7 protein-coding genes are annotated in these 14159 nt (G+C 62.2%); all 7 read left to right on the forward strand.

The window, feature by feature from the left end:
• The first annotated feature begins 12 nt into the window (after positions 1–12).
• Positions 13–2073 carry a dimethylglycine demethylation protein DgcA gene (gene dgcA, locus F7R20_RS24920; protein WP_003206325.1) on the forward strand — a complete coding sequence of 687 codons (2061 nt, stop codon included), beginning with the start codon at positions 13–15 and terminating at the stop codon, positions 2071–2073.
• 170 nt (positions 2074–2243) lie between these two features.
• Positions 2244–4193, forward strand: coding sequence for a dimethylglycine demethylation protein DgcB (gene dgcB, locus F7R20_RS24925; RefSeq protein WP_003206324.1), 1950 nt, complete (start codon positions 2244–2246; stop codon positions 4191–4193).
• Positions 4193–5413: an electron transfer flavoprotein subunit alpha gene (gene etfA / locus F7R20_RS24930; RefSeq protein WP_003206323.1), complete on the forward strand. Its 1221-nt coding sequence runs from the start codon at positions 4193–4195 to the stop codon at positions 5411–5413. Before dgcB ends, etfA begins: the two co-directional genes overlap by 1 nt.
• A gap of 13 nt (positions 5414–5426) precedes the next feature.
• Positions 5427–6197, forward strand: coding sequence for an electron transfer flavoprotein subunit beta (gene etfB, locus F7R20_RS24935; RefSeq protein ID WP_003206321.1), 771 nt, complete (start codon positions 5427–5429; stop codon positions 6195–6197).
• 1121 nt (positions 6198–7318) lie between these two features.
• Positions 7319–10771: a GMC oxidoreductase gene (locus tag F7R20_RS24940; protein WP_003206320.1), complete on the forward strand. Its 3453-nt coding sequence runs from the start codon at positions 7319–7321 to the stop codon at positions 10769–10771.
• Positions 10772–10917: 146 nt separating this feature from the next.
• Complete coding sequence (locus F7R20_RS24945) at positions 10918–12786, forward strand: c-type cytochrome (protein WP_003206319.1); 1869 nt, start codon at positions 10918–10920, stop codon at positions 12784–12786.
• Between the two features lie 27 nt (positions 12787–12813).
• On the forward strand, positions 12814–14058 hold the full coding sequence (locus tag F7R20_RS24950) for a metallophosphoesterase (protein ID WP_003206318.1): 1245 nt from the start codon (positions 12814–12816) through the stop codon (positions 14056–14058).
• The last annotated feature ends 101 nt before the right edge of the window (positions 14059–14159 follow it).

Here is a 14159-nt window from a genome sequence, read left to right on the forward strand (position 1 = left end):
GAGGATCGCACCATGGCTTTTGAAGCAATGTTCCAGCCGATCCAGATCGGCAAGCTGACCATCCGCAACCGCGTGCTCAGCACCGCGCACGCCGAGGTCTACGCCACCGACGGCGGCATGACCACCGACCGGTACGTGAAGTATTACGAAGAGAAGGCCAAGGGCGGCATCGGCCTGGCGATCTGCGGTGGCTCGTCCGTGGTCGCCATCGACAGCCCGCAGGAATGGTGGAGTTCGGTGAACCTGTCCACCGACCGCATCATTCCGCACTTCCAGAACCTGGCCGACGCCATGCACAAGCATGGCGCCAAGATCATGATCCAGATTACCCACATGGGCCGTCGCTCGCGTTGGGACGGTTTCAACTGGCCGACCCTGATGTCGCCGTCCGGTGTGCGTGAGCCGGTGCACCGCGCCACCTGCAAGACCATCGAGCCGGAAGAGATCTGGCGGGTGATCGGCAACTACGCCCAGGCCGCACGGCGCGCCAAGGCCGGTGGCCTGGACGGCGTCGAGCTGTCCGCCGTACACCAGCACATGATCGACCAGTTCTGGAGCCCGCGGGTCAACAAGCGTACCGACGAATGGGGCGGCACCTTCGAAGGCCGCATGAAGTTCGGCCTGGAAGTGTTGAAAGCCGTGCGCGCCGAGGTCGGTGACGACTTCTGCGTGGGCATGCGCCTGTGCGGCGACGAGTTCCACCCGGACGGCTTGTCCCACGAGGACATGAAGCAGATCGCCAAGTATTACGATGACACCGGCATGCTGGATTTCATCGGCGTGGTGGGCTCGGGTTGCGACACTCACAACACCCTGGCTAACGTCATCCCGAATATGAGTTATCCACCGGAGCCGTTCCTGCACCTGGCCGCCGGTATCAAGGAAGTGGTCAAGGTTCCGGTTTTGCACGCGCAGAACATCAAGGACCCGAACCAGGCCACGCGGATCCTGGAGGGCGGTTACGTCGACATGGTCGGCATGACCCGCGCCCACATCGCCGACCCGCACCTGATCGCCAAGATCAAGATGGGCCAGATCGACCAGATCAAGCAGTGCGTCGGCGCCAACTACTGCATCGACCGCCAGTACCAGGGCCTGGACGTGCTGTGCATCCAGAACGCCGCGACGTCCCGTGAATACATGGGAGTGCCGCACATCATCGAGAAGTCCACCGGGCCGAAACGCAAGGTGGTCGTCGTGGGTGCCGGCCCGGCTGGGATGGAAGCGGCGCGTGTGGCCGCCGAACGTGGGCACGACGTGACCCTGTTCGAGAAAAAAGAATTCATCGGCGGGCAGATCACCACCGCCTCGAAAGCCCCGCAACGGGACCAGATCGCCGGTATTACCCGCTGGTTCCAACTGGAGCTGGCGCGGTTGAAAGTCGACCTGCGTCTGGGCGTGGCGGCTGATGCGGCAACCATCATGGACTTGCGTCCGGACGTGGTGGTGCTGGCCGTCGGCGGGCATCCGTACCTGGAGCAGAACGAGCACTGGGGCGCCGCCGAAGGGCTGGTGGTCAGCAGCTGGGACGTGCTCGACGGCAAGGTTGCACCGGGCAAGAACGTACTGGTCTACGACACCATTTGCGAGTTCACCGGCATGTCGGTGGCCGACTTCCTCGCCGACAAGGGCAGCCAGGTCGAGATCGTCACCGACGACATCAAGCCGGGCGTGGCGATTGGCGGGACGTCGTTCCCCACCTACTACCGCAGCATGTACCCCAAGGAAGTGATCATGACCGGGGACATGATGCTGGAGAAGGTCTACCGCGAAGGCGACAAGCTGGTGGCGGTGCTGGAGAACGAATACACCGGTGCCAAGGAAGAGCGCGTGGTGGACCAGGTGGTGGTGGAAAACGGCGTGCGGCCGGACGAGGAAATCTACTACGCGCTCAAGGAAGGTTCGCGCAACAAGGGCCAGATCGACGTTGAAGCCCTGTTCGCGATCAAGCCCCAGCCGTGCCTGGAGCAGAGTGGCGAAGGCTACCTGCTGTTCCGCATCGGCGACTGCGTGGCCCAGCGTAATACCCACGCGGCCATCTACGACGCCCTGCGGTTGTGCAAGGATTTCTAACGGCTTGTGGATAACCCTGTGGGAGCGAGCTTGCTCGCGATAGCGGTGGATCAGTCGACATTTATGTTGGATCTGAGTCCGTCTTCGCGAGCAAGCTCGCTCCCACAGGGATCGAGCAAGACATCCAGGTTTCTGTGCCTGCAAGACCTGAGGTCTTTGGGAGCTTCACCATGTTGAACACCCTTCTTCCCATCCTGCTGTTTGCTGCCCTGGGCCTCGCGGTCCTTGGCGCCTTGCGGCGGGTGAACATGTGGCGCCGTGGACGACCGGCCAAGGTCGACCTGATCGGTGGTCTCTTCGCCATGCCCAAGCGCTATATGGTGGATTTGCACCATGTGGTGGCGCGGGACAAATACATTGCCAATACCCACGTGGCCACGGCTGGTGGTGCGGTGGCGTCGGTGGTGCTGGCGATCCTGGTCCACGGTTTTGGCCTGCATAATCGCTTCCTCGGCTATGCGTTGCTGTTGATGTCGGCCGTGATGTTCGTCGGTGCGATCTTCGTCTACCTGCGTCGGCGCAATCCGCCGGCCCGTTTGTCCAAGGGCCCCTGGATGCGCCTGCCGAAAAGCCTGCTGGCCTTCTCGGCGTCGTTCTTCCTGGTGACCCTGCCGGTGGCGGGCATCCTCCCGGAAAACTTCGGCGGTTGGCTGGTGGCGGCGGTCCTGGGTGTCGGCGTGCTGTGGGGCGTGTCGGAATTGTTCTTCGGCATGACCTGGGGCGGGCCAATGAAACATGCCTTCGCCGGTGCCCTGCACCTGGCCTGGCACCGCCGAGCCGAGCGCTTTGGTGGCGGTCGTTCCACCGGTCTGAAGCCGTTGGACTTGAACGACCCTAGCGCACCGCTGGGCGTTGAGAAACCCAAGGATTTCACCTGGAACCAACTGCTGGGCTTCGATGCCTGCGTGCAGTGCGGCAAGTGTGAAGCTGCCTGCCCGGCGTTCGCTGCCGGCCAGCCGCTGAACCCGAAAAAGCTCATCCAGGACATGGTCGTCGGCCTGGCCGGCGGCACCGATGCGAAATTCGCCGGCAGCCCCTATCCAGGTAAACCGGTGGGCGAGCACAGCGGCAACCCACATCAGCCGATCGTCAACGGCCTGGTGGACGCCGAGACCCTGTGGTCCTGCACCACCTGCCGGGCGTGCGTCGAGGAATGCCCGATGATGATCGAGCACGTCGACGCCATCGTCGACATGCGCCGCCACCTGACCCTGGAAAAAGGCGCGACGCCGAACAAGGGCGCCGAGGTGCTGGAAAACCTCATCGCCACCGACAACCCTGGCGGCTTCGCCCCGGGCGGGCGGATGAACTGGGCGGCGGACTTGAACCTCAATCTGCTCAGCGAGAAGAAATCCACCGACGTGTTGTTCTGGGTCGGCGACGGTGCTTTCGACATGCGCAACCAGCGCACCTTGCGCGCCTTCGTCAAAGTGCTCAAGGCGGCGAAAATCGACTTCGCCGTGCTCGGCCTCGAAGAGCGCGACAGCGGCGACGTGGCCCGGCGCCTGGGTGATGAGGCGACGTTCCAGCTGTTGGCCAAGCGCAATATCCAGACCCTGGCCAAATACAGCTTCAACCGCATCGTCACCTGCGACCCCCACAGTTTCCACGTGCTGAAAAACGAATACGGCGCCTTCGATGGCAACTACCTGGTGCAGCACCACAGCACCTACATGGCGGAAATCATCGATGCCGGTGCCCTCAACCTCGGCCAGCACAAGGGCGACAGCGTGACCTATCACGACCCGTGCTACCTGGGCCGCTACAACGGCGAATACGAGGCGCCGCGCCAGGTGTTGCGTGCGCTGGGTATCGAGGTCAAGGAGATGCAACGTTCCGGTTTCCGTTCGCGTTGCTGCGGCGGTGGCGGCGGTGCGCCGATCACCGACATTCCGGGCAAGCAGCGGATCCCTGACATGCGCATGGACGACATCCGCGAAACCGGCGCCGAACTGGTGGCCGTGGGTTGTCCACAGTGCACCGCGATGCTGGAAGGCGTGGTCGAACCGCGGCCAATGATCAAGGACATCGCCGAACTGGTGGCCGACGCGCTGCTGGAAGACGCGGCCCCGAGCAAACCGGTAACCCCGGCCAAACGTGAACCCGCGGAGGTGCATTAATGAGTGACATCATCCGCCGCGACCCCCGCGCCGAGTGGATCGCCCGCAACCGCCTGCACCCGCTGCACGCGGCCATGCAACCGGTGCAGCACAGCTGGATGGGGCCCAACGGCATCATCCGCAAGAATGTCCATGGCGTCGGTTTCATCGGCCCCAATGGCATCAAGCGCATCGACCGCAGCGGCGCCCAGCAGGGTGGCGCGACCAAGCGTACCGCCGCCGCTGAAGTGCAACTGCCGCTGCATCAGGTGCCGCAACCTGCGTTCTACATCAGTGTGGTGCCGGACATGGTCGGTGGCCGCTTGAGCAGCCACGACCGCGATCTGCTGGGCCTGGCCCATCAGCTTGCCGGCAGCGAAGGCGCGGTGCTGGCGGTGGTCTTCGGCGAACACAAGGAAAACGCCTTCGCCACGGCCGGTGTCGACCGCTTGCTGGTGCTCGATGGCGAAGAATTCAGCGGTTATGCACCGGAACAACGGGTGCAAGGCCTGCGGGCTGTGGATAACCAATTCAGCCCGCGCCATTGGCTATTGCCTGACAGCCGTACTGGTGGCGGCGAACTGGGCCGGCGTTTGGCTGCGACCCTGGGCGAACGCCCGGCCACGCGGGTCTGGCAGGTCAAGGGTGAAGAGTGCATCGGCCGCGCCGGTGCCGGCTTGCAAGACCTGGCCCGACCATTGGCGCGCTTGATCCTGGCGGCGGCCGAATGCGCCGAACCGGTCAGCGAAACCCGCCACGAAGCCTTACCGGTGGAGTTATCCACAAGCGTGGTTCGCAGCTTGTCGCGTATCGAAGACCTCGGCGCGGTGGCGGTGGACCCGGGTGCGATCCCGATGGCCGAAGCCGAATTCATTTTCTCCGGCGGCAATGGGGTCAAGGACTGGGCGCTGTTCCACCAGACCGCTGCGGCCCTGGGCGCCACTGAAGGCGCTTCGCGGGTGGCGGTGGACGACGGCTTTATGGCTCGCGATCGCCAGGTCGGTGCGTCCGGCACCTGGGTTACGGCGCGGGTCTACGTGGCCGTGGGGATTTCCGGGGCGATCCAGCACCTGCAGGGCATTGGCGCCTGCGACAAGGTGGTGGCAATCAACCTCGATCCGGGTTGCGACATGATCAAACGGGCGGACCTGTCGGTGATCGGTGACAGCGCGGCGATTCTCCAGGCCTTGATCGCGGCGGTAGAGGCTTACCGCAACGAAGCCAAGCGCGATGCGGCTTAAGAAGGATAAGTTGATGAGTACCCAAGTGATCAGCCTCGTGTCCATCGGCGCCCACCCCACTTCCGGGCGACCCCGGCGCGCCGAACAGGACGCCCGGGCCGTGGAGCTGGGCCTGCAACTGGCCGGCAGCGACCTGCAAGTGCTGCACGCCGGCGATGTGGCCGAACCGGCCCTGCGCGCCTACCTGGGCATGGGCCTGGATGAATTGCACGTGCTGGAAAACCCTGTCGGCGCGGACGCTCTGCCGGCCCTGACCGATTACCTGCGTGACGCTGGAGCCCAAGTGGTGCTCACCGGCAGCCAGGCCGAAACCGGTGAAGGTTCGGGCATGTTGCCGTTCCTGCTGGCCGAGAATCTTGGTTGGCCGTTGGTGGTGGGGCTGGCCCAGGTCGAGTCCATCGACGGCGGCGTGGCCCTGGTACTGCAAGCCTTGCCTCGAGGCCAACGACGCCGTCTCAAAGTGCGCCTGCCGTTCCTGGCCACTGTGGATAACGCTGCGCCAAAACCTCGGCAAAGCGCCTACGGCCCGGCCCGGCGCGGGGCGTTGCATGGCGAGGAAGTCGAGGTAATCGACGACACCTTGCTGGCGGTGGCAACCCTGCAACCGGCCAAGCCACGCCCCAAACGCTTGAAAGTGATCAAGGCCAAGAGCGGCGCCGACCGCATGAAAGCCGCCACGGCCAAGGCCAGCGGCGGAGGCGGGCAAGTGCTCAAGGGCGTGAGCGCGGAGGCGGGGGCGGAGGCGATTCTCAAGCTGTTGGTGGAGGAAGGGGTGGTTCGCTGACCTCAAGTACCCCCTGACCCCTTGTGGGAGCAAAGCTTGCTCGCGATCCAGGCGCCTCGGCACTTAAGAGATCAAGGCGTTTTCATCGCGAGCAAGCTTTGCTCCCACAGGGCTAGCTCCCACAAAAAATAGGCATGGTGGGTTACCCACAATCCCTGTGCGCGCTTCTGTGGATAACCTGTTCGCCCCTCGCTGCACCCTATGCAAAACAGGCCCTCCAGGCCTGCGCTCAAAAAATAGTCAGCCTAACCCACGGTTTTTATTGGCTTTTGCCTGTGAGTAGTTATTCGCTCCAGCCGAAACTTGCCCCCAATCTCTGTTGGCGCTTCTGTGGATAAGATGTTCGCTCTACGCTGCAAGCCATACGAACCGGGGTCTTCATTAAGTTGATCACAAAATGATCAATCAGCCATTTTTATCAGGAAAACCTCCGGAAAACCTCGATTTACAAGTCGTCCGAAGGGTTTTCCACAGAATCGTCAGAATTACCCCCAAACGCTGTTGGCGCTTCTGTGGATAAGGTGTTCACTTACCGCCACACGCCTTGCCAGGCATGGCTTGCAGCTCTTTGATCAAAAAACAACCGATAGGCCGGTAAAACCGTCATTGTTCATAAGTCACGGTTTTTATTCACTTTGCCGGTGGAAAAATGCCGGACATACGCACACTTGTCCCCATTTGCTGTGGGTGGTCATGTGGATAACTTGTTCGCCAAATGCTGCAAGCCACGGCGGGCATAGCGCAAATCGCGATAGATCAAATTTCATACAGTTCTAAGTCACACCCTTGACGAGGGTCTGTGGGCTGTCTTCACTCCATCGCACAAGGACATCGCCACTTTATCCACATCAGGTTCAGGGAGAACACATGATGGATAGCAAGGACCCCCGCTCACACCCGCAATCATCGGTGACCTGCGTCCCGACACCTCCCACCTCGTTGCACAAACGCATTCATCGCCGCGCCGTCAATCAGCGTGCGCGTCTATAGCGCCCGGGTTTTTCCCCTGTAGCACCGCTGACTGTCGCCGGACCCTGCAAGGGACGGTGGCCAGGCGTTCGTGCGCCTGTCGATTTGCAGGCAACCGCAGAGTTGCCCCTTCTGCCTGAGAGGACTTGAACATGACACGGATCTCGACCCCCATCAGTGATATCCAGGAGCACTACGACGTGATCGTCATCGGTTCCGGCTACGGGGGCGGCATTGCTGCCTCACGCCTGTCCCGGGCCGGGCGCAAGGTGTGCCTGCTGGAGCGTGGCCGGGAAATCCAGCCCGGCGAATACCCCAATACCCTGCTCGCGGCCACCGAGGAACTGCAAGTCCATGACCCGGATGGCCACATCGGTTCGCGCACCGGGCTGTTCGACCTGCATGTCAACGCCCAGCAGAACGTGGTGGTCGGTTGTGGCCTGGGCGGCACGTCGCTGATCAATGCCAACGTTTCGCTGGAGCCGGAGCCTGGCGTGTTCGAGGACCCGCGCTGGCCCCAGGCGGTCCGTGAGCACCAGGACACGCTGCTCAAGGACGGCTACGCCCGGGCCCGGGAGATGCTCAAGCCCAATTCGTATCCGGCCTCGGAGCCGAACCTGCCCAAGCTTGACGCGCACAAAAAATCGGCCGATTACCTCAAGCAAGGCGCGCATTTCTACAAGCCGCCGATCAACGTGACTTTCGACAAGCTGCCCAACAACCTCAACCACGTCGGTGTCGAACAGCTGCCGTGCAATGGTTGTGGCGATTGCGTTTCGGGCTGTAACAACAAGGCCAAGAACACCACGCTGATGAACTACCTGCCGGATGCCTGGAACCACGGCGCGGAGATTTTCTGCCAGGCCGAGGTGCGGCACCTGGAGCGCGACGGCAATGGTTGGATCGTGCACTTCCAATACCTGGACAGCGGTCGCGAGATGTTCTCGGCGCCGACCCTGTTCGTGCGCGCCGACATCGTGGTGGTGTCTGCCGGCACCCTGGGCTCCACCGAAATCATGTTGCGCTCGCGGGACAAGGGCCTGTCGATGTCCAGCCAATTGGGCGAGAACATGAGCGGCAACGGCGACATTCTCGGCTTCGGCCACAACTGCGACCAGGTCATCAATGGCATCGGCTTCGGTGCCCATTCGGCCAAGGAACTGGAACCGGTGGGGCCATGCATCACCTCGGTCATCGACATGCGCACCGAGGGTGACTGGCGCAGCCGCATGGTCATCGAGGAAGGTTCTATTCCCGGCGCCCTCGGCCGGGCCATGGTGCCGAGCATGGCGGCGTTTGCCGAAATGATCGGCGTGCCCACCGACACCGGCTTCGGCGCCAGCCTCAAGTACAAGGGGCGCGAAGCCGAGAGCTTTTTGCGCGGCCCCTACTACGGCGCGCTGCATAACATGCAGACCTATCTGATCATGAGCCATGACAACGGCAAGGGCCGCATGCTGCTCGACAACAAGGACCAGTTGCGCATCGACTGGCCCGGCGTCGGCGAACAGGAAAACGTCACCCTTGGCAACGAGCGGCTGCACCAGAGCACCAAGGCCCTGGGTGGGATCTGGGTCGAGAACCCGATCTGGACCAAGCTGCTCAAGCACAGCATCGTCTCGGTCCATCCCCTGGGCGGTTGCGTGATGGGCGAGGATGCGACTCAAGGCGTGGTCAACCACAAGGGCCAGGTGTTTAGTGGCGCCAGTGGCACCGATGTCTACCCGGGCCTGTACGTGACCGACGGTTCGGTGATCCCGACGTCGTTGGCGGTCAACCCGCTGCTGACCATCTCGGCGGTGAGCGAGCGCAACGTGGGCCTGCTGGCGGCTGATCGGGGTTGGATCATCGACTACACGCTGCCTTCGGCCCCGCGTAAAGCGGTGGCGGCGCCGACACTTGGCGTGCAGTTCACCGAAACCATGAAGGGCTATTTTTCCACCGCCTTCACTCAGCCCCAGGGCACCGATCTCAGCCTGTACGAAGCGGCGGCCAAGCGCGGCAAGACCGACAACTCGCCCATCGAATTCACGCTGACCATCACCGCCGCCGACCTCAACCGGATGATCAAGGAACCGGAACACGCCGCGACCCTGGTGGGCACCCTCGACGCACCGTCGCTCTCGTCGCAGCCGCTGGTCGCCAGCAATGGGGTATTCAACCTGTTCGAGCAGTACCAGGAACAGGTTGGCGTGCGGCACATGAACTACGACATGAAGCTAACCGCCGAAGACGGCAGCGACTATTACTTCAGCGCCTTCAAGACGGTGCCCGAGGATAACGGTGTGCTGAACATCTGGCACGACACCAGTACCTTGTACGTCACCCTCTATCGTGGGCCGGACAAGACCGGCGCGGTGATCGGTTCGGGGGTGATGCACATTCTGCCGGCCGACTTCGCCAAGCAAATGACCACCATGAAAGTGCTCAATGCCCGCAATGAACGTGAACGCGTGGAGGCGCTGGCGCGGTTCGGCAAGTTCTTTGCCGGCATCTTGTGGGAGAGCTATGGCGGTGTCTTCGCCGGCGACGTCTACTTCAACCCGGACGCGCCGCCCCGGTTGAAACGGCCGTTGGATGCGCCGCCACCGGTGGTGCATTTCTTCCAGACCGAAGACAACGTCGAGCTGCGCCTGACCCGTTACCAGGCCGGCACCAAAGGTCCGGTGATGTTGGTCCATGGCCTGGGCGTGGGCTCTAATATTTTCTCCACCGACACCATCCACACCAACTTGCTGGAATACCTCTGCAAGCACGAATACGACGTCTGGCTGTTGGATTTGCGGGTGAGCATCCTGCTGCCGGCCAGCAAAAATGAATGGAACGGCGACCAGGTGGCCCAGTACGATTTCAAGGCCGCCATCGAGCAGATCCAGCAGGCGACCCTGGCCAGTGACGTGCAGTGCGTAGTGCATTGCTACGGTGCGACGACGTTCTTCATGTCGATGCTGGCGGGTTTGCAGGGCGTGCGTTCGGTGGTCTGCTCACAGATCGCCGCCGACACGGTGGTCGCCACTGCTACTGGGCTGAAGGCCGGTTTGCATTTGCCGGGGATGCTCGATGCCATCGGCATCAAGTCCCTCACGGCCTACGCCGACACCAAGGAAAGCTGGTTCAACAAACTCTACGACAAGGCCCTCAACGGCTATGCCCGGATCGAGGCCCAGGGCTACTGCACCAACCCGGTCTGCCATCGCATCACGTTCATGTATGCCTCGCTGTACCGCCACGACACCCTCAACGAAACCCTGCACGACAACCTGCATGAATTGTTCGGCGAGTCGAACATCCAGACCTTCGAGCACTTGGCGCTGATCGTGCGCAAGGGGCACCTGGTGGACTTCAAGGGCAACGACGTCTACATGCCGCATTTCGATCGGTTGAAATTGCCGATCTGCTTCATCAGCGGTGCCGACAACCAGTGCTACTTGCCGCAAAGCACCCTCAAGACCTACGAGCGACTGTGCGAGATGCACGGCCCGCAGTTGTTCAGCCGTCACGAGATACCGGGTTACGGCCACATCGACTGCATGTTCGGCAAGGATGCGGTGGTGGATGTGTATCCGATCATCCTCGAGCACCTGGAGAAGACGGCGCTCGGTTGACTCAAGACCGAGTCGACTGCATCGCGAGCAAGCTCGCTCCCACAAGGGGGCTATGTACCGCTGATCCAGTGTGGGAGCGAGCTTGCTCGCGATGGCGATCACCAGAGCGCCGCATCTCGTGAGTCAGGAATAAGGAAAAGGATGCCATGAACACTTACATCCGCTGGTTCCAACGCATCATCTGGGTCGGGATCGTCATGAACATGTTCTTCGCGATTCCGGCGCTGTTTGCGCCGGCGTTGCTGACGTCCATGCTCGGCCTGCCGCCCGTGTTATCCGATCCCTGGCTGGAAAACGCCGGCATGTTGCTGGTGGGGATCAGCCTGTTCTACATGCCCTCGGGGTTCAACGCGCCGCGTTTCGTCGTGCATTCGTGGTTGTGCGTGCTGTCGCGGCTGGTGGCTGTGGTGTTCTGGATCTACCTGATCAACACCAACAACCAGGGCCAGGTGTTCGTGCCGATGTTGATGGGCGACCTGAGCATGTTCCTGATCCTGGGCGTGCTGCTGTACCTCGGCTGCCCAGCGGCCAATCGCCCGCTGGCCTTGCTCTGCGCCGGCTGGCGGGAATGGCGTGCCGGCTGGGCGCTGCGCTGGCAGAGCCACGCTTTCAAGGTCGGCACGCTGGTGGTGCTGCTGGTGCTGGGCTTCATCGGCTACCAGACCTGGTACCAGATGATCCGGGAAGTGCCGCAACCGGACTTCGCCTCCGATGAAGACCATTACAAATACGCCGCCATTGGCCTCGGCATCGAGGCGCGGATTCCGTACTACCTGTTCGCCGTGCTGCCACAGATGTGCCCGGAAAAACTGCCCAAGCCGGGCGGCTACGAGGTGTTCGGTTTTCTCTACGAAAACGGCAACGATCTGCCCATTGGCATGGCCAAGCGGCAGCTCGGCTACCCCACGGTGGAACCGAACTGCGCCCTGTGCCACACCGGTTCCTACCGGGCCAACGCCAGTGACGTAGCGGTTCCGGTCGCCACCGCACCGGCCAATACCCTGCAACTGCAAGCCTTCCAGTGGTTTGCCTACGATTGCGCCAGCGACCCGAAATTCACCCCGGATGCTGTCATGGCGGCGATCAACAGCAAGTTCCAACTGGGTTTTTTCGAGAAGCTGTACAACCGTTACCTGATCATCCCGATGGCCAAGAGTGCGCTGCTCAAGCAGAAGCAGGCCTACGCCTGGCAGAAGCTGCGTCCGGCCCAGGGGCCAGGGCGGACCGACACCTTCAATCCGACCAAAATGGTGGTGTTCGGCTTCCCGGATGACTCCACCATCGGCACCGTGGATCTGCCGCAGGTCTGGAACCAGAAACCGCGCGAGTCCATGTACCTGCATTGGGATGGCAATAACAACAAGATCCACGAACGCAACTACGCAGCGGCGATGGCCGTGGGGGCGACGCCGCAATCGGTGTTGCCGCCGAGTTTCAATCGCGTGACCAACTGGCTGTTGGGCCACAAGGCACCGGCCTGGCCGTTCGCCCTGGACCAGGCGAAAGTCGCCCAGGGCAAACCGATCTGGGAGAAAAACTGCGCCGGCTGCCACGATTTTGGCCGCAGCGACACCGGCCAGGTCACCACCAACATCGACCAGTTGGGCACCGATCCCCATCGCCTGAATTCCTTCACCACCGGCCTGGTGACGGCGTTCCACGGCTTCAAGAAACCGCCATTCGACTTCAACGCCTACCGCAAGACCCAGAGCTACAGCAACACGCCCACCGACGGCATCTGGCTGCGCGCGCCGTACCTGCACAACGGTTCGGTGCCGACCCTGTGGGATTTGCTGCAAGCGCCGGAGCAGCGTCCGCAGGTGTTCTACACCGGCTCCGACATCTACGACCCGCAGAAAGTCGGCTTCATCACCAGTGGCGCGCAGATGAAGGCGTCGGCGGATTTCAAATACGACACCCGTCTGGAAGGCAACCACAACGGCGGCCACCTGTATGGCACGCAGCTGTCGGACGTCGACAAACGGGCCCTGATCGAATTCATGAAGACCCTGTAGCCCAGGGCATTGCGAAGGAGCGTTCACATGTCATTACTGCACCATTGGGAACATGAGTTCGACAAGGTCAAGGTCCGCCTGCACGGGTTGGTCACGCGGTTGGAAATGTCCTGGAAAAAACTCGTCAACGACCTGGAGCCCGAGGAGTTCCAGGCCATCGTCAAGCTGCTGCAGCGAGGCCACGACCAGGCCCAGCATGTCATCGAGCATGGCGACCTGCCGGACGACGAACCGGCCGTGCCGTGGGAGTTGTCCCACGGCTTGTCGATCCTCAAGATCGGCAACGCCACGCCCCTGCCGCAAAGCGAGGACGAGTTGCCGACCCGGGTACTCAAGGACGGCACCTTGCTCGGCTGCCGCAAATGGGAGCTGCTGGACCTGTTGTGGAGCGAGGCGCTGCTCAAGTGGATCGAGAACCTGCGCCACCACGCGCCGTTCGCCACCAACCCGGCGCTGGTGAAAATGGACAGCGACGTGGTGCTGGCCATCGCTGGCGACTGGGGCACCGGGCCGTTCGACAGTCATGCCCCGGCGGTGGCGGTGGCCAACCAGATGCAACTCGCCCTGGCCGATTTCACCATCCATCTGGGCGACGTGTATTACGCCGGCACCCATTCCCAGGAAGACGTCGACATGGTCGGCTGGCCCCAGGGCAAGCATGGCGCGTTTACTCTCAATTCCAACCATGAGATGTACAGCGGTGCCCACGGCTATTTCAAGGAACTGTCCAAGCGTTTCCCTGTGCAGCAAGGCACCAGTTACTTTGCCTTGTATAACGACGACTGGCTGGTGGTCGGCCTCGACAGTGCTTACGCCTCGGACGCCATGAACCTGTACATGGACGGCACCCTCAACACCCAGCAGATCGAGTGGATGAAGACCCTGCCCAAGCGCAAGAAACTCATGGTGCTCAGTCATCACCAGGGTTTTGATATTTCCGGGCACAACAAGACGGCGCTTTACCAACCGGTGTGCGATGCCTTGGGGCGCGAGCCGGATTATTGGTATTGGGGGCATCTGCACAACGGTATCTGCTACGCGCCGCAAGGCGGGCTGCATGCGCGCTGCGCCGGGCACGGAGCGATTCCCTACGGTACTACCAGCGAGTTGAATGGGCATGCCCGGGTGCTGTGGTCGGAAACGCAGCTGGCGGGAGACGAGGCGTATCCGCAGCGGGTGTTGAACGGGTATGTGAAGGTGCGGCTGAAGGGGGAGGAGATTGTCGAGACGTTTTATGGGGAGGATGGCAGTGTGCGGTGGTCTTCCCACTGAAGATCGTTCCCACGCTCTGCGTGGGAATGCCTCTACGGACGCTCCGCGTTCGCTTTTGGGACGCAGAGCGTCCCGGGCTGCATCCCCACGCAGAGCGTGGG

Source organism: Pseudomonas brassicacearum subsp. brassicacearum, assembly GCF_008801605.1.
Lineage (GTDB): Bacteria > Pseudomonadota > Gammaproteobacteria > Pseudomonadales > Pseudomonadaceae > Aquipseudomonas > Aquipseudomonas brassicacearum.